20 protein-coding genes and 3 tRNA genes are annotated in these 22119 nt (G+C 38.3%); 19 read left to right on the top strand and 4 right to left on the bottom strand.

Annotation, left to right across the window (positions count from 1 at the left end; all coding sequences use genetic code 11):
• The first annotated feature begins 129 nt into the window (after window positions 1-129).
• Entirely contained in the window at window positions 130-558 is a 429-nt protein-coding gene (locus V1L66_RS22475; RefSeq protein WP_004229154.1) for a S1 domain-containing RNA-binding protein, read from the top strand.
• 86 nt (window positions 559-644) lie between these two features.
• On the opposite strand, the gene V1L66_RS22470 is transcribed toward V1L66_RS22475, so the two are convergent.
• The 4 genes from V1L66_RS22470 to V1L66_RS22455 all read right to left on the bottom strand — a co-directional run bounded on the left by V1L66_RS22470 (window position 645) and on the right by V1L66_RS22455 (window position 1314).
• Window positions 645-896 (bottom strand): hypothetical protein, encoded by a 252-nt coding sequence (locus V1L66_RS22470; RefSeq protein ID WP_036075683.1) that lies wholly within the window; start codon window positions 894-896, stop codon window positions 645-647.
• Between the two features lie 179 nt (window positions 897-1075).
• Window positions 1076-1147, bottom strand: a tRNA-Glu gene (locus tag V1L66_RS22465).
• A gap of 4 nt (window positions 1148-1151) precedes the next feature.
• A tRNA-Met gene (locus tag V1L66_RS22460) sits at window positions 1152-1228 on the bottom strand.
• A gap of 11 nt (window positions 1229-1239) precedes the next feature.
• Window positions 1240-1314, bottom strand: a tRNA-Gly gene (locus V1L66_RS22455).
• Between the two features lie 417 nt (window positions 1315-1731).
• Between V1L66_RS22455 and V1L66_RS22450 the strand changes: the two genes are divergently transcribed.
• The 18 genes from V1L66_RS22450 to V1L66_RS22365 all read left to right on the top strand — a co-directional run bounded on the left by V1L66_RS22450 (window position 1732) and on the right by V1L66_RS22365 (window position 21543).
• Window positions 1732-4125 carry a SpoIIE family protein phosphatase gene (locus V1L66_RS22450; RefSeq protein ID WP_333006336.1) on the top strand — a complete coding sequence of 798 codons (2394 nt, stop codon included), beginning with the start codon at window positions 1732-1734 and terminating at the stop codon, window positions 4123-4125.
• Between the two features lie 29 nt (window positions 4126-4154).
• The gene (gene tilS / locus V1L66_RS22445) at window positions 4155-5561 is read left to right on the top strand and encodes a tRNA lysidine(34) synthetase TilS (RefSeq protein ID WP_333006335.1); all 1407 of its coding nucleotides are present in this window, start codon (window positions 4155-4157) and stop codon (window positions 5559-5561) included.
• Window positions 5562-5628: 67 nt separating this feature from the next.
• Complete coding sequence (gene hpt, locus V1L66_RS22440; RefSeq protein ID WP_004229145.1) at window positions 5629-6171, top strand: hypoxanthine phosphoribosyltransferase; 543 nt, start codon at window positions 5629-5631, stop codon at window positions 6169-6171.
• Window positions 6172-6453: 282 nt separating this feature from the next.
• The gene (gene ftsH, locus V1L66_RS22435) at window positions 6454-8481 is read left to right on the top strand and encodes an ATP-dependent zinc metalloprotease FtsH (RefSeq protein WP_333006334.1); all 2028 of its coding nucleotides are present in this window, start codon (window positions 6454-6456) and stop codon (window positions 8479-8481) included.
• A gap of 153 nt (window positions 8482-8634) precedes the next feature.
• On the top strand, window positions 8635-9468 hold the full coding sequence (locus tag V1L66_RS22430) for an aldo/keto reductase (protein ID WP_333006333.1): 834 nt from the start codon (window positions 8635-8637) through the stop codon (window positions 9466-9468).
• Window positions 9469-9715: 247 nt separating this feature from the next.
• Window positions 9716-10483 (top strand): type III pantothenate kinase, encoded by a 768-nt coding sequence (locus V1L66_RS22425; RefSeq protein ID WP_004229137.1) that lies wholly within the window; start codon window positions 9716-9718, stop codon window positions 10481-10483.
• A gap of 21 nt (window positions 10484-10504) precedes the next feature.
• A complete protein-coding gene (gene hslO / locus V1L66_RS22420) occupies window positions 10505-11386 on the top strand; it encodes an Hsp33 family molecular chaperone HslO (RefSeq protein ID WP_009373570.1) in 882 nt (293 codons plus the stop codon).
• A complete protein-coding gene (locus V1L66_RS22415; RefSeq protein WP_333006332.1) occupies window positions 11370-12341 on the top strand; it encodes a peptidyl-prolyl cis-trans isomerase in 972 nt (323 codons plus the stop codon). Before hslO ends, V1L66_RS22415 begins: the two co-directional genes overlap by 17 nt.
• 248 nt (window positions 12342-12589) lie before the next feature.
• Window positions 12590-13519 (top strand): cysteine synthase A, encoded by a 930-nt coding sequence (gene cysK / locus V1L66_RS22410; RefSeq protein WP_036075678.1) that lies wholly within the window; start codon window positions 12590-12592, stop codon window positions 13517-13519.
• A gap of 127 nt (window positions 13520-13646) precedes the next feature.
• Window positions 13647-15077, top strand: coding sequence for an aminodeoxychorismate synthase, component I (gene pabB, locus V1L66_RS22405; protein ID WP_333006331.1), 1431 nt, complete (start codon window positions 13647-13649; stop codon window positions 15075-15077).
• Entirely contained in the window at window positions 15074-15655 is a 582-nt protein-coding gene (gene pabA / locus V1L66_RS22400) for an aminodeoxychorismate/anthranilate synthase component II (protein WP_036075675.1), read from the top strand. Before pabB ends, pabA begins: the two co-directional genes overlap by 4 nt.
• Window positions 15656-16495, top strand: a complete 840-nt coding sequence (gene pabC / locus V1L66_RS22395; protein ID WP_312126435.1) for an aminodeoxychorismate lyase — start codon at window positions 15656-15658, stop codon at window positions 16493-16495.
• A gap of 13 nt (window positions 16496-16508) precedes the next feature.
• Window positions 16509-17363 carry a dihydropteroate synthase gene (gene folP, locus V1L66_RS22390; protein WP_036075672.1) on the top strand — a complete coding sequence of 285 codons (855 nt, stop codon included), beginning with the start codon at window positions 16509-16511 and terminating at the stop codon, window positions 17361-17363.
• Window positions 17363-17728, top strand: coding sequence for a dihydroneopterin aldolase (folB, locus tag V1L66_RS22385; protein WP_258860505.1), 366 nt, complete (start codon window positions 17363-17365; stop codon window positions 17726-17728). The genes folP and folB overlap by 1 nt, the downstream gene beginning before the upstream one ends.
• Window positions 17728-18240: a 2-amino-4-hydroxy-6-hydroxymethyldihydropteridine diphosphokinase gene (gene folK / locus V1L66_RS22380; protein WP_016993606.1), complete on the top strand. Its 513-nt coding sequence runs from the start codon at window positions 17728-17730 to the stop codon at window positions 18238-18240. The genes folB and folK overlap by 1 nt, the downstream gene beginning before the upstream one ends.
• A gap of 88 nt (window positions 18241-18328) precedes the next feature.
• Entirely contained in the window at window positions 18329-19369 is a 1041-nt protein-coding gene (gene dusB, locus V1L66_RS22375) for a tRNA dihydrouridine synthase DusB (protein ID WP_036075670.1), read from the top strand.
• 179 nt (window positions 19370-19548) lie between these two features.
• Window positions 19549-21051 (top strand): lysine--tRNA ligase, encoded by a 1503-nt coding sequence (gene lysS / locus V1L66_RS22370; RefSeq protein WP_333006330.1) that lies wholly within the window; start codon window positions 19549-19551, stop codon window positions 21049-21051.
• Window positions 21052-21261: 210 nt separating this feature from the next.
• Window positions 21262-21543 carry a hypothetical protein gene (locus V1L66_RS22365; protein WP_036075669.1) on the top strand — a complete coding sequence of 94 codons (282 nt, stop codon included), beginning with the start codon at window positions 21262-21264 and terminating at the stop codon, window positions 21541-21543.
• Window positions 21544-22119: the final 576 nt, after the last annotated feature.

The raw sequence follows: 22119 nt of genomic DNA, 5'->3' as shown, positions 1-22119 counted from the left end.
TATGTATTGTTGACACTCTTTTATTGTTATATATAATGAAAAGAGAAGCTTATTGCAGTAAAAAGTTTGATTAAATTGATTACATGGCTCAAAAGAGTCGCTTAATTTTTAAGGAGGAGCATTTTTTTTATGTCAATTGAAGTAGGCAGCAAGGTACAAGGTAAAGTAACAGGAATCACAAATTTTGGAGCATTCGTTGAGCTGCCAGATGGCAAAACAGGCTTAGTTCACATTAGTGAAGTTGCTGACAATTATGTAAAAGATATCAATGAGCATCTAAAAGTTGGAGATGAAGTTGAAGTAAAAGTGATGAATGTTGAAGCGGACGGAAAGATTGGTCTTTCAATCCGTAAAGCAAAGCCTCAAGCTGAGAGACCAGAGCGTCCAGCACGTCCACGTCGTGATAATCGTTCTAATGATCGCAACGAACGCCATCAGCCAAAAGAAAATTTTGAGCAAAAAATGGCACGCTTCTTAAAAGATAGTGATGAACGTCTAGCAACACTTAAACGTGCTACAGAATCAAAACGCGGAGGTCGCGGAGCTAGAAGAGGGTAGTTTGCTGACTGTTTTAATCGTAGAAAAAGTGTATGAAATAGAGTTGGGAGTAGCTTTTTAAAAAGCTACTCCCTTTTTTAATATACCTATAAAGTTGAAGAAGGTCTCTTTTTCTTTTTTGTGGGTATTACTATTTTTTCATCAGGTGGAGCTATCGATTCTTTCTTCACTGGATGGATAACCATTTTGACAAGTGAAAAAACACCATATACACTTACAGCTAGTCCACAAAGTAATAGGATTATTTGAACAAAAAACGGTAAGTTTATGAGAATTGAAATAAGAATAATCATTGAGCCACTTCCACAAATTAAAGCAGCCTTTGTTAATGCACCCAAGGGAATAAAACCTCCTAAAAACGTTGTTTTTACTAGTATGCCATACTTTTATATTCTGTCACATAGCTTTACTTAAAGCTGACGGATAGAATTTGCAAGGTAATAGATAGATGGTATAAATAGATGGATAAAATAAAAACAGGTATCTCAGAACTAGATTCTGAGATACCTGTTTGAGATGACCCGTACGGGATTCGAACCCGTGTTACCGCCGTGAAAGGGCGGTGTCTTAACCACTTGACCAACGGGCCTATTTGGTGGCGGCCGAGGGGATCGAACCCCCGACCTTACGGGTATGAACCGTACGCTCTAGCCAGCTGAGCTAGGCCGCCATATTTATAAATGGAGCGGAAGACGAGGTTCGAACTCGCGACCCCCACCTTGGCAAGGTGGTGTTCTACCACTGAACTACTTCCGCATGTCGTTTAAGCAACAAGTTAAATAATACAAGCCAATTGTGCTAGTGTCAAGTAGGTTTGTAAAAAATATTTAAAGATATTTCAGGACAGTTACATAGAAGAGTATTTTAGCGGATTTTTTGTTCTTACGTAGAAATATATCCTAGAGAATAGTTGAATTATAGCATTGATAGTAGGTAAAATCCCTTCAAATTAGGCTTTAAGATGAATAGTAAATGATTATGATATTGATTCCATAATTGAATTTTCTGATATTTCTATTGATCAAAAGCCTTTCACTATAGAAATTGTTGCCAATTCTCGTATTTATGAATAGCTATTAGTCGAAATATTTATATTTTTTTATGTCAACGTCAGACAATCTTTCCACACATAATTTTTTATAATAACCAAAAGTGCGGAAAGGGGATAGTTAAATGACAAGTATTGAATGGTATAATACAACGGATGTAGATGACCAAAAAATAGGTTTGAAAAAGAAGCAGATCCTAATAGGCTCTCTCTTTTTTTTAACCGCCTTTTTCTTGGCTCAATCTGTTGTATTTGAAGCGGCTGTACCGTTCTCAGTTCCTTTTTGGGCCATTATTCGAACAAAATATAGGGAGTATGCCAAATTTGTTTTATTTGGGAGTTTAGCGGGGTGCTTTTTCTTAGGCTTTGGACAAGTCTTAATTCTCGCTTTACAAATTCTCCTGTATGAATGTATTATGCGTTTCCGTTATTGGCAACTGCCCCAAAGTATTGCGGTGTCTTTAGCTGTGTTACTGGTACAAATAATGTGGCAAGGAGTGATGTATCAGGGCATACCACCAGTGCTTGTACAATTTTATGTGGGCTGTGAAGCAGCTTTAGCTCTTATTATGACATTGTTTATGCAAGTATTATTTGTTAATTCGTATGAATGGTTTACGACGCATTGGACATATGAAAAGCTAGGTTCAGGATTAGTCGTCTTTGCAGCCATGCTTACCGGAATGCAAACGGTTGTAATAAGCTATTTTTCACTCCCTATTTTTTTACTGCAGCTCTTTATCTGTTTTGGCGCATTGGTTGGAAGTGTTCCGTTAGCAACTGTCATTGGCGCAGTGCTAGGGACGCTTATTGGTGTGGCCAAGCTTTCGTTTACTGGCATGCTCTCGGTAGCTACCTTAACAGGATTATGTGCAGGTATGGGAGCGAAAGGTGGTAGGTTTGGTGTTGCTCTCGGTAGTATTTTACCTAGTGTATTTTTTTTATTTTATGACGCCACTTTGCCTTTAGATAGTGTTTATTTCACCTCAATTGTTATTGGGAGTGTTCTATTTCTAACAATTCCAAAGAAATATTCAGATAAGGTAAGGGACAAGCTCTTTCCACAACGAGAGGAGATTTTACTAGCCCGACAGAATTGGTTAACGGAACATGTAACGTATAAATTAGAGCACTTTCAGCATTTTGTACAATTCATGAAGGAACTTGTGTTTGATCGCTTTATGACAGCACCTGTTGAAGCCGCGAAGGAAGTAGCTCCAATGAATACTTGTTTAAGCTGTTTCCGTTACGATCATTGCTGGGGTGCGCAAAATAATGGTATGGACAAGCTGATGACAGATTGGTTTCATATGAAAGGAGTAGGCAAGGAATCAGCTATTCATCGTGTTGAAGAACAAATACGCTATAAATGCGTGAAGTCCACGAAAATTTTTGAGGAATTAGATACAGAACTTTATAGAGAACGTATTAATGGACAATATTTCCATGGCAAAAAAATGATTGCCCTTCAACTTCGCGATATGAGCAATCATTTAAATCAGTTAATTGCTGAGATGAAGGAGGATACAATTTCTTTTGTAAGTGTTGAAAAGGACATTGTTGAACGTTTAAAGGAGGCTAATATCGAATGTTTTCAACTTGATGTTCTAAGCAATAAGCCTGGGGCAAGAAAGATTGTTTGTGCCTTAGCACCAGCACGTGTCAACTGGGAGGAAGATACAACATTAGCTGAACGTATGATTCTGCCAATTCTTTATGAGATTTTTGATGAACCTTTTGAAATTGAAAAAGTAGTAGCTTGTGAAATACCGTTTCGTCATGTTCAAATATGCTTTAGATCAGCTATTAGCTTTGAAGTAGAGTATGATATATATAGCATGTCTAAAGATGCAACTCTATATTCTGGTGATTCCCATGCTCTTTTCCAGTTGCATCCTGGATTATTTGCAATATTGCTGTCTGATGGTATGGGGCAAAGTAAAGAAGCACAACATGAAAGTAGAAAATTGATCCATTTGATGAGAGAGTGCCTAAATTACAATATGAATCCTGAAACTGCGATGCATACGCTCCATTATGTCATGGCATTAAAGCAGCAAGATGATATGTATGCAACACTTGATTTTGCACTTGTCGATTTACAGCACGGCGATTTGTGGTCGTGGAAGGCTGGTGGAATGTCTACCTACATTTTGCGTGGAAAAGAGGTACTGAAAGTTGAAAGTAATGCTGCACCTGTAGGATTCTTATCTATTTCAGCAGTCGAAGCTGAAAAAAGAAAACTGAAGGCAGGTGACGTTATTTTAATGCATTCAGATGGGCTGTTCTCAAGTGTAGCTGATTGGGATGAACAAGAGGAGACATTTTTAGCTTTCGCACAGCAGGTAGCTAGTACAAATAAAACGATTCAAGAAAAGCTAACAACCATTATGCAATCATTCCAAGGTTATTTTGAAATAGAAGATGATTGTACAGTATTAATGTTAGAGGTAACGCATGTTGTACCGACATGGGCTGTCTTTAGACCAGCTCAATATTCAATGAGTAAATCATCTTAAAATAACAACGAAAAGGGGAGGAGAAGCGTTTGTCATTTGAATTAAAGGTCAAAACATTTATTGAAGAAGAGCAATTATTACAGCAAGGCGACCATCTTCTCGTCGCCGTTTCGGGTGGGGTAGACTCTATGGCTTTACTTCATTACTTTATTCAAACCCAGGAGCAGTGGAACATTCATGTGGAAGCCGTACATGTTGATCATATGTTGAGGGGGGAAGCCTCTGCTGAGGATAGAGCCTTTGTTCAAAAATATTGTGACGCTAATGGCATTTATCTACATGCCACGGAAATTTCAATACCTGCAATAATGGCACAGGAAAATGGTAATACACAGTTAATTTGTCGTAGGGAAAGGTATCAATATTTCAAAGAAATTCTGCAAAAAACAAATGCTAATAAGCTTGTAACTGCACATCATGCGGATGACCAACTGGAATCAGTATTAATGGCCCTTACAAAAAATGCAACAATGAATAGCATGCAGGGCATACGTCCTCAAAGACTTTTTGAAGGAAAAACATTAATTCGTCCGTTTTTAACGGTTACAAAGTCTGAAATAAGGGAATATTTACTTAGAAAAGGTTTAAATTATCGAGAAGATGCTAGCAATTCTAAAGATACCTATGTACGTAATCGTTTCAGACATCATGTGGTACCCTTACTGGAGGCAGAGAATCCGCGAGTGACTGAACAGGTGACCCATTTCACAAAGCAATTGCAAGAAGACGATACCTTTTTAATGACATTGGCCCAAGATGTATTTTCCCAAATCATCATAAGAAATAATGAAAATACATATAGCATGGAAATTGAGGCATTTCAATTGGTACCACTTGCTTTACAAAGGAGGCTCATTTTAATACTATTAAACTATCTTTACAAAGATTCAAATACGATACAAAGTTATGCCTTATTGACTTCAATTTTAAAGCTTTGTGATACAACAGCAGGGTATGCTGAAATTCACTTACCTGAAGATTTTCTAGCAGTTCGCCGTTATGGAAAATTAACGATTCAGAAAAATGAGCCGTTAGAGGGCCTAGCTTCTCCTGAGAAACAGGTTATTTTGACTGCTAATGGCTGGACAACACTGACAAATGGTGAGCGCTTACGCCTAGTCAATTTGCATGATTTATCGTCTGAATTGCTGACGGATACTGCACAACTTTTTTATTTTAACGCTAGCAAACTCCACCTACCGCTCTATGTTCGGGCACGCAAGGATGGAGATAGAATGCTGTTAAAAGGAATGGATCAGCCAAAACGCTTATCTCGCCTTTTTATAGATGAAAAGATTCCTTTAAATGAGCGAAATAGCTGGCCGTTACTGATTTCTCAATCTGATGAGGTGGTAGCGGTAATTGGTGTGCGTATGGGAATATTTTTTTCAACCACTCCGCAACCAAACGATGATACAGTGCTCATCGTAGACTAAGGTCTTTGTAAAATATTTCACCGAAATAGGGTGAAGATTTTTTGATACATCACGAGGAGGAATCGATATGTTACAAAACGACATCGAAAAAATTATGATTACAGAAGAACAACTGCAAGAAAGAATTGCAGACTTAGGCGCGCAATTAACAGAGGAATACAAAGATGCATTTCCATTAGCTGTTGGCGTACTTAAAGGGGCAATGCCATTTATGACAGACCTAATGAAACGCTTCGATTCTTTCATCGAACTTGATTTTATGGATGTGTCTAGCTATGGTAATGCTACCGTGTCGTCTGGTGAAGTAAAGATTTTAAAGGATTTGAATACAAGCGTTGAGGGGCGTGACGTATTAATTATCGAGGACATTATTGATAGTGGTTTAACTTTAAGCTATCTAGTAGATTTATTTAAATACCGCAAAGCAAAGTCCATTAAAATTGTTACATTACTTGATAAACCATCAGGCCGAAAAGTAAATTTATCTGCTGACTATGTTGGTTTTGAAGTGCCAGATGGCTTTGTTGTAGGATATGGCTTAGATTACGCTGAAAAATATCGTAACTTACCTTATATCGGTATTTTGAAGCCTGAGGTATATTCTTTCTAAGATACAAAAGACCAGCTATAAAAAGTAAAGGTCTCCAGCGCAAGTCACGTATTTTTTGTTATGTTGAACATAATTCAAAATCTTGACACAATGTTTAGCTATATCGAGCCCGAGGAACAGGTACAATTACGCTGGGACATATAAAGATGGCCTAAAAACTGTTGTGATAACGGCAATAAGTGAACGAAACATTTTTTAAGTAGGGCTTTTCGTTGTATGATGAAATCATGATATGTTAAGATTTTACTTATAATTTTTCTGTTTGTAATGAGGAGGCTGGAGATGAATCGAATATTTCGATATACCATATTCTATCTACTGATTTTCCTAGTGATTATCGGTATTTTTGGTACTTTCAATGGTGGAAATTCACCAACGAAAGAATTAACTTATCATGAGTTTCAAGAAGCTCTAGATAAGAAAGAAATAACAAGTGCTACAATTCAACCTGATAAATCAGTTTACGTCGTTGAAGGAACACTGAAGGGGTATGAAAAAGGGGAAAGTTTTACTTTAAACATCCCTCGTGAAAACCAATCTTTAATGGACCGCATCGATGAGGCTGCTAAGGATAAAAATAGTAATATTAGTTTTTTAGCAGCACCAGAAACAAGTGGATGGATTCAATTCTTCACAGGAATTATTCCTTTCATTATCATCATTTTCTTATTCTTCTTCCTAATGAGTCAATCTCAAGGTGGCGGTAATAAAGTGATGAGCTTTGGTAAAAGTAAAGCTAAACTGTATGATGATCAAAAGAAAAAAGTACGTTTTACAGATGTAGCAGGTGCTGATGAAGAGAAAGCAGAACTTGTCGAAGTGGTAGAATTCTTAAAAGACCACCGCAAATTCACTGAAATTGGTGCCCGTATTCCAAAGGGTATCTTACTTGTAGGTCCTCCAGGTACAGGTAAAACATTACTTGCACGAGCAGTAGCAGGTGAAGCAGGCGTCCCATTCTTCTCTATCTCAGGTTCTGACTTCGTAGAAATGTTTGTCGGTGTAGGTGCTTCACGTGTTCGAGATCTATTTGAAAATGCTAAGAAAAATGCTCCATGTATCATCTTTATCGATGAGATTGATGCAGTAGGTCGTCAACGTGGTGCTGGTCTCGGTGGAGGCCATGATGAGCGTGAACAAACATTAAACCAGTTATTAGTTGAAATGGATGGTTTCGGTGCCAATGAAGGGATTATTATCATTGCCGCAACAAACCGCCCAGATATTTTAGATAAAGCGTTATTACGTCCAGGCCGTTTTGACCGTCAAATTACAGTAGGACACCCTGATGTAAAAGGTCGTGAAGCAATTCTTAAAGTACATGCACGCAATAAGCCTTTAGCAGATACAGTTGATTTAGCAGCTGTTGCTCAACGTACACCAGGTTTCTCAGGTGCGGATTTAGAAAACTTACTAAACGAGGCAGCGCTTGTAGCGGCTCGAAAAAGTAAACGCACTATTAATATGGCAGATATCGATGAAGCATCAGACCGAGTAATCGCTGGTCCTGCAAAAGCCAGTCGTGTATATTCTGCCAAAGAGAAGAAACTAGTATCCTTCCATGAAGCTGGCCACGTAGTCGTTGGTCTTGAACTAGATGAGGCTGATACAGTACACAAAGTAACAATTGTTCCTCGTGGGCAAGCTGGTGGATATGCGATTATGTTACCGAAGGAAGAGCGCTTCTTTACTACCAAACAAGAGCTTTTAGATCGTATTGCAGGTCTTCTTGGTGGTCGTGTAGCTGAAGAAATTGTTCTTGGTGAAGTTTCTACTGGAGCGCATAACGATTTCCAAAAGGTAACAAGCATTGCCCGTGCTATGGTTACTGAATACGGAATGAGTGAGAATCTTGGCGCAATGCAATTTGGTTCAAGTCAAGGTGGTAATGTATTCCTTGGCCGCGACTTTAATTCTGACCAGAACTATTCTGATTCAATCGCCTATGAAATTGATAAAGAAATGCAAAAAATTATTGATACACAATATGAGCGTACTAAGCGTATCCTTACGGAAAAGCGTCACCTGCTTGATTTAATTGCCAATACACTAATGGAAAAAGAAACATTAAATGCACAGGAAATTGAGCATTTACGTGATCATGGTGTATTACCAGAACCAGAGGCTGTAGAAAAAATTGAGGAGAACACTCCAAAGATTGAAGCAAAGCCTACATTAGATACTATTGGCGAACCAGTTGTTGAAAAAGAGCTATTAAGTAAAGAGCCAAATCCAACAACTTTGGATCTAGCAAAAGAACGTAAAGAACCAAATGATGCACCTAAGGGTATCGATGAAAAACGTGATTAAAAATAGGGAAGACTGTTTACTAGTTCAGTAAGCAGTCTTTTTCTTTGCCTTTTCTTGCTAATAAGCATTAGGATAAAGTAGTAAAAAAGACAAGCTGCATGCAACTCTGCCATTTAGAGAGATGTTAGCCAAAAAAGATAGGAGTGTATATGCGTGGGAAATGTTGTATTGAATAATGGTCTTAAAATGCCTTTGGTTGGTTATGGTGTCTTTCGAGTACCCGAAGGAGATGACCTAGCTGAAGCAGTCAAAACAGCTATAGCAAAAGGCTATCGTAGTATTGATACAGCACAAGTATATCGAAACGAAGAAAGTGTTGGACGAGGAATACGAGCAGCCATTGAAGAAGGCTTGGTAACTCGTGAAGAATTATTTATCACATCCAAAGTTTGGAACGATGGACTTTCCTATGAAGAAACACTTGCGGCATATGACAGCAGTTTAGAAAAAATAGGATTAGACTATTTGGATTTATATTTAGTACATTGGCCTGGAATAGACCAAAATTATCTTGAGGTTTATAAAGCGCTAGAAAAGATTTACCAAGATGGTCGAGTACGTTCAATTGGAGTTAGTAATTTCCACGTACACCATTTAGAAAGCCTTTTGAAGGCAACGACTGTCGTCCCTGTTATTAATCAAATTGAATTCCATCCGCACTTAACACAGGAGGAAGTACGTGCTTACTGTAAGGATAAGGGGATACAGGTGGAGGCATGGTCTCCGTTGATGAATGGTTCTCTACTGGAAGAAACTTTGATTCAAGAGCTAGCCGCTAAATACGGCAAAACGCCTGCACAGATTGTATTACGCTATGATGTACAACATGATGTTGTCACGATTCCAAAAACGATGACACCTGCACGTATGACTGAAAACCTAGCTGTTTTTGACTTTGCGTTAACTGAGCAGGAAATGACACAGTTGGATGCAATGAACGATGGACTGCGTTGTGGTCCAGATCCAGAAAAATTTAATTTCAAATGATCTTAAGAGAGGCGGCCATATTTAGGTGCCTCTTTTTATGGAAGGATGAAACAATATAGTTTTGATCTCCATTTGTAGTAGACGATGCTGTACCTAGCATGCCCCCTACAGTACAAACAACATCTGCTGAATCAAGATAAAAAGTATGGTATCATTTTCTAAAGTGTTTTATCCTCATTCCAGTTAGAGAGAATGTTGTAATATGGGGATTGCGAAAGTTACAATGACGATATGGGAGGTGTCATTTTTGATTTTAGTTTTAGATGCAGGGAATTCAAATATTGTTTTAGGTGTCTATGATGACAACGATCAATTAGCCTTCCATTGGCGTATGGTGACGGATCTTCATAAAACAGAAGATGAATATGCCATGCAAGTTCTTTCCTTTTTTAATCATGCAGGCATTTCATTTGAACAAATAACAGGCATTATTATATCCTCAGTTGTGCCACCAATTATGTTTTCCCTAGAGGCGATGTGCCAGAAGTATTTTCGAAAAAAGCCTTTGGTAGTAGGACCAGGTGTAAAAACGGGTTTAAATATTAAATACGAAAATCCACGTGAGGTTGGGTCTGATCGCATAGTGAATGCCATAGCAGCTCTAGATTTATATAAGGCCCCTTGTATCATAGTTGATTTTGGGACAGCAACAACCTATTGTTATTTGAACGAAAAGGGCGATTACATGGGGGGAGCTATTGCGCCAGGCATCACTATTTCTACAGAGGCTCTTTATACACAGGCTGCAAGATTGCCGCGTATTGAAATCGTTCGACCTACACATATCGTGGGGAAAACGACCGTTTCTGCCATGCAGGCGGGAATTTTTTATGGCTTTGTCGGGCAAGTTGAGGGCATTGTTAATCGTATAAAAGCACAAAGTAAAGAGGAGCCATTAGTTATTGCTACAGGTGGATTAGCAAATCTAATTGCAGGGGAGACACAAATTATAGATGTTGTAGATCCATTTTTAACGTTAAAGGGTTTATATAAGCTCTATAAACGTAACCAATAGGAAATGAGGGACATTCCATTTATGAGTGATTATTTAGTAAGAGGTTTAGGATTTAATGGACAAGTTCGTGTGTTTGCAGCACGTACAACAGCCACAGTAGGAGAAGTGCAACGCCGTCACGATACATGGCCAGTTGTATCAGCAGCTTTAGGTCGTTCAATGACAGCGGCAGTTATGATGGGAGCCATGCTAAAAGGTGAAGAGAAAATTACTATTAAAATTGAAGGCAACGGTCCAATTGGCCCAATGGTAATTGATAGTAATGCACATGGAGAAGTGCGTGGATTTGTGACAAACCCTCATGTACACTTTGATTTAAACGAGCAAGGTAAGCTAGATGTTCGAGCAGGTGTTGGAACAGAAGGTGCTCTTACAATTGTTAAAGACCTTGGTTTAAGAGATATGTTTTCAGGACAAACACCAATTGTTTCAGGCGAAATTGCTGAAGATTTTACTTATTATTTTGCTACATCTGAGCAAGTACCATCATCTGTAGGTTTAGGCGTATTAGTTAATCCAGACAACACTATTCTTGCAGCTGGCGGATTTATACTTCAATTAATGCCAGGTTGTGAGGAAGAAACGATAACTGAAATTGAGCAACACCTTGCTACAATAGAGCCTGTTTCCAAAATGATTGAAAAAGGCTTTACACCAGAGCAAATTTTAGAAGCTGTATTAGGAAATGGACATCTACAAATTTTAGATTCCATGCCAGTTGAATTTAAATGTCAATGTTCAAAAGAGCGGTTTGGTGCGGCAATTTTAGGTCTAGGAACTGCAGAGATTAGAGAAATGATTGATGAGGACGGCGGTGCAGAGGCACAATGTCACTTCTGCTTAGAGACATATAGCTTTTCTAAAGATGAGCTAGAAGGGTTTATCGATGAGCTCAACGCGTAATCGGCGACCTTCAACCAATGTAACACCAAACCAAACTCCTTTATTGCAACGTCGTTTAAAGACAAAGCCTGCTTTAGCTGTCATAGCCGTTTTGTTATTAGGAAATGTATTATGGTTCATTAGTTGGTTGATCCCGAACAAAGGTCAGGAAATTGGTAGCGACGAACAAGTCGCTGCCATTGACGGGGATGTTATCACACGCCAAGAGTGGATGATTGCTATGGAAGAACGATATGGTAAAGAAACACTCCAAAATTTAGTAAATGAAACGGTAATGGAAAAGGCCGCAAAAACATATAAAATTAAAGTTACTGATAAAGAAATTGATCTGGAATTAGCGTTAATGCGATCTGCTCAAGATTTGTATGATACAGCCATGCAAAATCTTTCGGCAGAGCAACTACGCCAAAAGATTCGATCACAGCTTATATTGGATAAGGTACTCACGAAAGATGTAGTGATAGAGGAAGAAAACGTTGAAAAGTATTATGAGGAAAATCAAGGCTTATATAATACAAAAACAAGCTATCGTACGAATTTTATTGAGGTCGATTCAAAAAAAGCTGCTGATGAGGCACTGGGTGAATTAAAAAATGGCTCTGATTTTACAGTGCTGGCACGAGAAATTTCTGTTGATAGTGCTTCAGCGAGTTTAGGAGGGGATATTGGTTTCCTTACAGAAAATCAGGAAAATGTAGACCCTGCAATTATTAATACTGTAAAATCACTAAAGGCAGATGAGGTAAGTAAAGCCTTTAAGTTAGATAATGGTCATTATGGCATTGTTCAAGTACAAGAGATATTAGAAGGACAATCCTTTACATATGACGATGTGAAAGAACATATTGAGCGAGAATTAGCTTTAGAGCAATTACCGCAATCTGTTACGCCGGAAGCATTTTGGTCGGAATTTAATGCTACTTGGTATTATGGAGAGACTAAAAAAGAAAAATAATACATGAAGAGAGTCTGCAGGTTTTGCGGGGTAAAATGAGTCTGATCAAACTTACAGGCATTCGTAGTGAATTACCCAATAAATGCAGGTTCTTTTTCTTTAGTGAGGATAAGATTTTTCCTTTTCATAGCAATGATAAATATTCTGAAAATATTAGTTTTATTTATTGACAATCGAATGGAAAAATTGATAAAATACAAAATAAGTAAAACCTATAAAAATAGTAGGGATTGGGAGTGGATTAGTAAATGAGTAGATTAGCAAACTCGGTAGCTGAATTAGTTGGTAAAACACCAATTGTAAAATTAAATCATGCAACAAGTGAAAATGAAGGTACTGTGTATGTAAAATTAGAATATTTTAATCCGGGAAGCTCGGTGAAAGACCGTCTAGCTTTAGCTATGATTGAAGCTGCGGAAAAAGACGGGACATTAAAACCTGGTGGTACGATTATTGAGCCGACATCTGGTAATACAGGTATTGGTCTTGCGATGATTGCAGCTGCTAAAGGTTATAAAGCCATTTTAGTTATGCCAGAAACTATGAGCTTAGAGCGTCGTAATTTATTGCGAGCTTATGGTGCAGAGCTTGTATTAACACCTGGTCCAGCAGGTATGAAAGGTGCAATTGCTAAAGCAGAAGAACTGTCTGCAGAACATGGCTACTTCCTACCACAACAATTTACAAATCCTGCGAACGCGGTAATTCACCGTCTAACAACAGGACCAGAAATTGTAGAAGCATTTGATGGCCTAACACTTGATGCTTTTGTTGCTGGTGTAGGTACAGGTGGTACAATTACTGGTGCGGGTGCTGTCTTAAAAGAAAAGTATCCAAACATTGAAATCATTGCTGTAGAACCAAAAGATTCACCAGTTCTTTCTGGTGGGCAACCAGGACCACATAAAATTCAAGGAATTGGCGCTGGATTTGTACCAGCAGTTTTAGATACGGAAGTCTATTCTTCAGTATTCCCTGTTGAAAATGAGGTTGCTTTTGAAGTAGCACGTAAAGTAGCGCGTGAAGAAGGAATTCTATGTGGTATTTCATCTGGTGCTGCAATCTATGCTGCAATTGAAGCGGCAAAACGTTTAGGTAAGGGTTCGAATGTCCTTGCTATTGTGCCTTCTAATGGTGAGCGTTACCTATCAACACCTTTATATCAATTTGAAGACTAATTCAATTTTTTTATGTAAGGGCTCCTTTATAAAGGGGCCCTTTTTTAGTGTGAAAACATGGATACTATGATAATTATAAAAATATTCGCTTCTATGTAATAATCAAGTTAAGATGGAATCACATCATATGTTTAAAGGGGAAAATAACTTGAAAACAATACTTACGAAAACATTAACGATGGATGCAGATTCATTTTTTTATAGTTATAAAGAACAGTCAGAGACTCAGCAAGCACATGTATTTTTAGAAAGTGGACGTGGTGGACATTTTTCAATAGCTGCGTGGAATCCATTAGCTACCGCACGTTCAGTAGAGGGTGGGCTTTTAGTAAAATGGAGAAATGGTAGACAAGAGGTTTTACAAGGAGAGGCACTTGACTTACTAGAAGAGCTTGTGGCGGAATATCAGGTTATATATAATGCAGAGCTTCCGGTTTTTCAGGGAGGGGCTATTGGATTTGTGTCGTATGATTATGCTCGTAAAATTGAGGAGCTTCCTAATACGGCAACGGATGACCTACATGTACCAGATATTTTTTATTATATTTTTGATTGTTGGGCAGTACATGATGTAAAAACGAATATAGTGACACTTATGAAGCTAGAAGATAGTGAGGTCAGCTTGGAAGAATGGGCTAACAACTGGCAGGTTGCAGCACAGGCTGGATTAGTCTCGCGTAAATTTGAGAAAACATCTGCTGTAGAAGTTATGAATGATGAGAATGAGTTGCTTGTTTCATTTGCAGGAGCTGATTTCGAGGCAGCAGTTAAAAAAATTCAAATGTATATCTCTCAAGGCGATGTCTTTCAAGTGAATTTATCTGTTCGGCAGTCTAAGAAACTTAATGCTACTGCACTTGATGTCTATGAGGCACTTCGAGCGTTTAATCCGTCACCTTATATGGCGTATATTGAAGCACCTGATTTTTCTGTTGTTTCTGGATCACCAGAGTTACTAGTCAAGCGTCAAGGCAATGAGTTGTCAACCAGACCAATCGCAGGCACTCGACCAAGAGGAAAGTCCGAAGTGGAAGATTTAGCGTTGGCTCAAGAATTAATAGATAATGACAAAGAGCGTGCTGAGCATGTGATGTTAGTAGATTTAGAGCGCAATGATTTAGGACGTGTCTCAACCTATGGAACAGTGGAAGTGGATGAGTTCATGGTCATTGAGCGCTATTCACATGTTATGCATATCGTTTCAAATGTGCGTGGAGAAATAGCAGAAGGTAAAACGAATGCAGATGTTATTCGTGCGATGTTCCCAGGTGGGACAATTACAGGAGCGCCAAAGATTCGCACTATGGAAATCATTGAAGAACTAGAGCCTGTACGACGTGGTTTATATACAGGTTCAATTGGCTGGCTTGGCTTTAAGGGTGATATGGAACTCAATATTGTGATCCGTACAGCATTTATAAAAAATGGAGTTGCACATATTCAGGCTGGAGCAGGTATCGTCATTGACTCTGTTCCAGAAAGAGAGTATCAGGAATCTTTAAATAAAGCGAAGGCAATGTGGCAGGCGAAGGCAATGGCAGAGGAGCGAGTAAAATGATTTTAATGATCGATAATTATGATTCATTTATTTATAACATTGTCCAATATTTGGGTGAGTTTGGTCAGGATATAGTAGTAAAACGTAATGATGTTATTACAGTAGAGGAAATAGAACAACTCGCACCCGATATGATTGTTATTTCTCCAGGGCCATGTAGTCCAAATGAGGCGGGTGAAAGCCTGAACATTATTAAATATTTCGCGGGAAATATTCCGATTTTAGGAGTTTGCCTTGGTCATCAGGCACTTGCACAGGTGTTTGGCGGTCAAGTCATCCGTGCCGAACGTTTAATGCACGGTAAGACATCACCTGTACTGCATGCTGAAATAGGCTTGCATAAAGGTATGCCAAATCCGTTTCAAGCAACCCGCTATCATTCTCTTATTGTAGAGAAGGAAACCTTACCAGCGTGTCTAGAAGTAACAGCTTGGACGGAAGAGGGAGAAATTATGGGTCTTCGTCATAAGGAATATCCTATTGAGGGTGTACAATATCATCCAGAATCCATTATGACGGAGCAAGGTAAACAACTTCTTCGCCAATTTATTGAGACGTATGTAGAAGGAGTGAAATAGATGCAGTGCTGGATGAACGGGAACTATATGGCGGCGCAGGATTTACGGATTTCTCCATTTGATCATGGATTTTTATATGGATTAGGATTCTTTGAAACGTTCCGAACATATGGAGGTCAGGTATTTTACTGGGAAGCACATATGGAAAGATTACAGCATGCTTTGTCACAATATCACATTCATTTAAACTATTCTCAGAGTGTTTTACTTGAGGTTGTGCAACAACTAAATCAACTGGCGGGCGGTCAGGATGGTTACTTCCGTTTAAATGTATCTGCGGGAGAGCATAATATTGGATTACAGCCAACAGAATATAAACAACCTAATGTCATTATTTTTCGCAAGGAACTCCAAGACACACAGCGTGGAACTGAAAAGACTGCAAAATGGCTTACCATACCACGCAATACACCTGAACAAGCCTTACGCGTTAAATCGCATCATTACGGCAATAACGTACTTGGTCGCTTTGAAATGCCTTCACTGGCTCAACAAGAAGGTTTCTTTTTAACAGAAACAGGCTATGTGGCTGAAGGTGTGACATCAAATGTATTTTGGATAAAAAATGATATACTATATACGCCTTCTTTGGAGACAGGCATTTTACCGGGGATTATTCGTGCATGGGTTTTAGACAAGGCTAGTGCACTAAATCTTGACGTACGAGAAGGTTTTTATACAAAAGAGGATTTACTACAAAGTACGGAATGCTTCATTACCAATTCAGTACAAGAGATTGTGCCTATTCGGAGCTTGGAAGACCAGCATTTTTTAGGCAATAAAGGACCTATTTATTCGATTTTGCATAAGGCATATGTTCAAGAAGTCGAGCAAGGATAGAAGGAGCGTTTACATGCTAGAAAAATATACGAAACCATTAACGATTAATGGGATTACACTAGACTATACACAAGAAACATTTATTATGGGGATTCTAAATGTTACACCTGACTCCTTCTCAGATGGAGGAAAGTATAACAATGTGGAGGCTGCTGTTACCCAAGCGAAAAAAATGGTGGCTGAAGGAGCAAAAATTATTGATGTAGGTGGAGAATCTACGCGCCCTGGGTATGAACGAATTTCAGATGAAGATGAAATTGCACGTATCGTGCCTGTTATTCAAGCGTTAGCAAAGGAAGTAAAGGTCATTATTTCCGTTGATACGTATAAAGCAAGGGTAGCCCGTGCCGCAATTGAAGCGGGCGCACATATCATCAATGATATTTGGGGAGCGAAGGCTGAACCAGAAATAGCTCAGGTTGCTGCACACTTACATGTTCCGATCATTTTAATGCATAATCGCAAAAATATGGATTATGGTGTTGATTTTTGGCCGACTGCAAAGGCAGATTTAGAAGAAAGTATTACTATTGCACAGCAAGCGGGAGTTCCCGATCATCATATCATCTTAGATCCAGGTATCGGCTTTGCTAAAAACACTGCGCAAAATATTTCGATGATGCAACACTTATCAGATTTAGTGGCTATGGGCTATCCTGTATTGTTAGCAACATCTCGTAAATCAATGATTGGTAATGTCTTAAAGCTACCTGTTGAGGAGCGTCTTGAAGGGACAAGTGCAACAGTGGTTTATGGAATTGAAAAGGGCTGTCATATGATAAGAGTTCACGATGTAAAGGAAATGGCGAGGGCAACGTATATGGCGGATGTATTAGTGGGCAAACGTTTGTTCAAGGAGGAAGCATAATGGATTATATTCATTTAAAGGACATGCAGTTTTATGGTTATCATGGTGTATTAGCAGCAGAAACTACTCTAGGCCAACGCTTTCGAGCAAATGTTTCGCTTGCTGTAGACATGACAAAAGCTGGCGAAACGGATGATCTTTCTTATACCGTTAATTATGCAGAGGTGTATGCGTTATGCCGTGATATTGTAGAGGGCGAACCGTTTAAGCTTATTGAGGCTCTTGTTGTGAAAATAGCAAATGCGATTTTAGCAACCTATCCTGAAAAAGTAAAGGGAGTGCGTGTAGAGCTCATTAAGCCAGATCCACCCATTCATGGCTATTATAAAGAAGTCTCTGTTGAGGTTACGAGGGGTGATTTCTAATGAAGGATGTCTACTTATCTATCGGAACAAATATGGGAGAGAGATATGAGAATCTTCAGCATGCAGTAGCCCTTTTAAAGGAAAAGAAGGAAATTGAGCTTATTCGTGTTTCATCTGTTTATGAAACGGCTGCTGTAGGTTATACGGATCAGGCAGATTTTTTAAATATAGCTGTTCATCTAAAAACAGCTATATCGTCTATTGAGATGTTGAAGATTTGCCAAGCAATCGAACAGGAATTAGGGCGTGTAAGAGAATTCCGTTGGGGCCCAAGAGTTATTGATCTTGACATTTTACTTTACAATCAAGAGAATATTGAAACGGAGAGCTTAATTGTTCCTCATCCAAGAATGTACGAGCGAGCATTCGTCCTAGCACCGCTTGCAGAGATTACACCTTCACCACTTGATGAACAGCTACAACAAGCACATGATCTGTTACAGCAAATGGATTGTGAAAAGGAAGGCGTAATCTTCTGGCAACCCTTTAATGAGCCTTCAATTGTGAATTAAGTAATTGTGTAAGAACGAATTATCAGCGTATAGCATTAACGATAGATAGAGAAAAATAGGTAAAGCCTATAGAGGAGGAAGAAAAACGTTGGGTCAGTCAACAGAAAAGCCATTTCAAATTGGCGATATTGTCATGGACAATCGGGTAGTATTAGCGCCAATGGCTGGGATTTGCAACTCTGCTTTCCGATTAACGGTTAAGGAGTTTGGGGCAGGTCTCGTATACGCTGAAATGATTAGTGATAAGGGCATTGTCCAAAAAAATGAAAAAACATTAGGTATGCTTTATATCGATGAACGAGAAAATCCCCTGTCACTGCAAATTTTTGGTGGAGATAAAGCAACCTTAGTAGAAGCAGCAAAATATGTGGATGAAAATACGACTGCTGACATTATTGATATCAACATGGGGTGTCCTGTCAATAAAATCATAAAATGTGAAGCGGGAGCACGCTTATTACTAGATCCCAATAAAGTATATGAGATGGTAGCAGCTGTTGTGGATGCTGTTAAAAAGCCTGTTAGCGTAAAAATGCGTATTGGTTGGGATGAAGAACATATCTTTGCAATTGAAAACGCTCAAGCTGTTGAGCGTGCAGGTGCAGCTGCAGTAGCAGTTCATGGTCGTACACGTGTACAAATGTATGAAGGTAAAGCGAACTGGGATTACATTCGCCAAGTGAAGGAAAATGTCAACATTCCTGTACTTGGTAATGGGGATGTGGAAACACCACAAGACGCTAAACGTATGCTGGAAACTACAGGTGTAGATGCAGTAATGATTGGACGTGCAGCTTTAGGTAATCCATGGATGATTTATCGTACCGTTCAATACCTAGCAACAGGTGAATTAAAAGAAGAGCCAAGTGTACGTGAAAAAATGGACGTATGTTTACTACACTTTGAACGACTTCTTCAATTAAAAGGAGAAGGAATTGCAGTACGGGAAATGCGTAAGCATGCATCATGGTATTTAAAAGGAATCCGAGGCAATGGTAAGGCACGCAATGCTATTAACCAAACAGAAACTGCGGCAGAACTTCGTGCATTATTAAATGGTCTTGTACAGGAATATGAAGAGAGCGAATCAAAATTGATTGTACCGGAAGCCAAAGAATTAATAATATAGTTTTTATTATGGGCGTCTCTATAATTTAATAGAGGCGCCTTTTCAGCAGTACCTTTAATTTTTAGAATTATTAATTATTTTGTATTGGATTGAAAATAAATTGAAACAGATGATTACAGCACTAAAATTGTGTACAATAGAAATATTATGGACGTAAACGCGGACAATTTACTTAAGGAGTGAAACAAGTGTCAAATATAGAAGAATTAAATGATCAACTATTGGTGAGACGCCAAAAGATGACAACGATACAAGAAAACGGACAAGATCCATTTGGATGCCGTTTTGAGCGTACACATTTATCAACAGGAGTACGTGAGCAATTTGCAGATCAAACAAAAGAGCAGCTTGAAGAAAACCTTCAAGAGGTAATTATTGCGGGACGTATTATGACGAAACGTGGTAAAGGAAAAGCTGGCTTTGCACATATTCAAGATTTAAATGGTCAAATTCAAATTTATGTTCGTCAAGATCATGTAGGCGAAGAAGCGTATGAATTATTTAAACAAGCTGATTTAGGAGATATCGTAGGTGTGCGTGGTAACGTGTTCCGTACACAAGTGGGAGAACTTTCTGTAAAGGCTGAGGAATTCACATTCCTTACAAAAGCGCTACGTCCTATGCCAGAGAAATTCCATGGCTTACAGGATGTTGAGCAACGTTATCGCCAACGTTATCTAGATTTAATGACAAATGAAGATAGCAAAAAAACATTTATCACGCGTTCAAAAATTATTCGTGCAATCCGAAATTATTTAGATAATGCTGGATACTTAGAAGTAGAAACACCAATGCTTCACACAATTGCTGGTGGCGCGGCTGCTCGTCCGTTTATTACACATCACAATGCCCTTGATATGGAATTATATATGCGAATTGCCATCGAATTGCATTTAAAACGTTTAATAGTTGGTGGTTTAGAGAAAGTATACGAGATCGGCCGTGTGTTCCGTAATGAAGGAATCTCTACACGCCACAACCCTGAATTTACAATGATAGAACTATATGAAGCATATGCTGATTATCAAGATATCATGTCTCTAACTGAAAACCTTATTGCACATGTTGCCCAAGAAGTTCTTGGTACAACATCAGTTCAATATGGTGAAGATGAAATCAACCTTGCAGTAGGCTGGAAACGAGTTCACATGGTTGACGCTGTAAAAGAGGCAACAGGTGTAGACTTCTGGCAGTCAATGACAAAAGAACAAGCACAAGCGCTTGCTAAAGAGCATGGAGTAGAAGTGAAGGATGTTCATGAAGTAGGCCATATTATCAATGAATTCTTCGAACAAAAAGTAGAAGAGACGCTTGTACAGCCTACATTTGTATATGGTCACCCAGTAGAGATCTCACCTCTTGCGAAGAAAAATCCAGAGGACGAGCGTTTTACAGATCGCTTTGAGTTATTTATCGTTCGTCGTGAGCACGCCAATGCCTTCACAGAGTTAAATGACCCTATCGACCAACGCCAACGCTTTGAAGCGCAATTAGCAGAAAAAGAAGCAGGTAATGATGAGGCACATGAAATGGACAATGATTTCATTGAAGCATTAGAATATGGTATGCCTCCAACAGGTGGTTTAGGTATAGGTATTGACCGTTTAATCATGCTACTAACAAATTCACCATCAATTCGTGATGTATTATTATTCCCAACAATGCGTCATATTACAAAATAAATTACTGCGTAGGCTCTTTATAGAGCTACTAAGAGCAGTCAATGGATTAAGAGGAGAATTCACAGGATAGGTGAGTTCTCTTCTTTTTGCTCAATGAAAAAAATTAAGTTGTTTAAACGTAGATTATATTTAGGTTATACTTTTATAGTTCTATGTTTTTCAAATCAAATACAATAAGTATAAAAAGAAGTATTTTATTGGGGGCTTATAATGAATTACAAAATTATTAACAAACAAGTATTTGAACAGGCACAATTACGTTCTGTTTCTGATGTTCCATTTACGGAGGAAGAGCTCGAGCATGGTATGAAATTAGTCGTTGCTAAAAAAGACGAGACACTTACTTTATATTTAGTGGAAATAGATGGCCATAAGAAATTTGATGTTCGTTGGGACGATTCTTCTGAAATCTTTAGTGGCTGGTATTCAGCATGGGATAACTTCTTGTGGTGCTTAAATATAGTTGACCCTCAAGGTAATGACATAAAATAGGGACATGTTAGGAATAAGCAGGCGCTAAAGTAGAAGTACTTTAGCGCCTGCTTATTTTCATTAACAACATAATTAGATTTGTAGTTTTTATTAAGGAAGTAATTTTAAAGTTTTATGAGCTATATTTAACTTGAAAATTAAGTAGTATTTTAATTTAAGATATTGAGAATTAATAGAAAGAGATGTATAGTAAAACAAATAATAAATTAAATAAGGAAAGATACTATGATTTACAATTCTCGTAATTGCGCAAAATAGCTTATTAAAGCAAGTTTATTAAATTAAATTAGATTTTGTGTAAAAAACACTTGCGAAGGCCTCTATAACATGATAAATTATTACTTGTCGTTAAGACAACGCAATTAACAACATTAGAACTTCAAAAGCAATTTGAAATAAGATGTTGACATGGATGATTGATTATAATATACTTTAAAAGTTGTCTCCATTGATTTGAAAAAACGTTTTAAAAAAGTGTTGACAACAAAATGAAAAAGGTGTTATAATATAAAAGTTGCTGTCGAGAGATGGTTGCTAAATGAACCTTGAAAACTGAACAAGCAAAACGTAATCAAT

The organism is Lysinibacillus sp. IITD104 (assembly GCF_036698265.2).
Classification (GTDB): Bacteria; Bacillota; Bacilli; order Bacillales_A; family Planococcaceae; genus Lysinibacillus; species Lysinibacillus boronitolerans.
The sequence above is the reverse complement of the archived record's forward strand: the minus strand, read 5'-3'. Positions and strand labels throughout refer to the sequence as shown.

What these genes read in the sequence shown, in the direction of transcription:
- pabC (WP_312126435.1), top strand. Translation starts at nt 15,656, where the DNA reads ATGCAGTGCTGGATGAACGGGAACTATATGGCGGCGCAGGATTTACGG.
- folK (WP_016993606.1), top strand. Translation starts at nt 17,728, where the DNA reads ATGAAGGATGTCTACTTATCTATCGGAACAAATATGGGAGAGAGATAT.
- hpt (WP_004229145.1), top strand. Translation starts at nt 5,629, where the DNA reads ATGTTACAAAACGACATCGAAAAAATTATGATTACAGAAGAACAACTG.
- pabA (WP_036075675.1), top strand. Translation starts at nt 15,074, where the DNA reads ATGATTTTAATGATCGATAATTATGATTCATTTATTTATAACATTGTC.
- folB (WP_258860505.1), top strand. Translation starts at nt 17,363, where the DNA reads ATGGATTATATTCATTTAAAGGACATGCAGTTTTATGGTTATCATGGT.
- hslO (WP_009373570.1), top strand. Translation starts at nt 10,505, where the DNA reads ATGAGTGATTATTTAGTAAGAGGTTTAGGATTTAATGGACAAGTTCGT.
- ftsH (WP_333006334.1), top strand. Translation starts at nt 6,454, where the DNA reads ATGAATCGAATATTTCGATATACCATATTCTATCTACTGATTTTCCTA.
- cysK (WP_036075678.1), top strand. Translation starts at nt 12,590, where the DNA reads ATGAGTAGATTAGCAAACTCGGTAGCTGAATTAGTTGGTAAAACACCA.
- V1L66_RS22415 (WP_333006332.1), top strand. Translation starts at nt 11,370, where the DNA reads ATGAGCTCAACGCGTAATCGGCGACCTTCAACCAATGTAACACCAAAC.
- pabB (WP_333006331.1), top strand. Translation starts at nt 13,647, where the DNA reads ATGTTTAAAGGGGAAAATAACTTGAAAACAATACTTACGAAAACATTA.
- V1L66_RS22475 (WP_004229154.1), top strand. Translation starts at nt 130, where the DNA reads ATGTCAATTGAAGTAGGCAGCAAGGTACAAGGTAAAGTAACAGGAATC.
- V1L66_RS22450 (WP_333006336.1), top strand. Translation starts at nt 1,732, where the DNA reads ATGACAAGTATTGAATGGTATAATACAACGGATGTAGATGACCAAAAA.
- V1L66_RS22365 (WP_036075669.1), top strand. Translation starts at nt 21,262, where the DNA reads ATGAATTACAAAATTATTAACAAACAAGTATTTGAACAGGCACAATTA.
- folP (WP_036075672.1), top strand. Translation starts at nt 16,509, where the DNA reads ATGCTAGAAAAATATACGAAACCATTAACGATTAATGGGATTACACTA.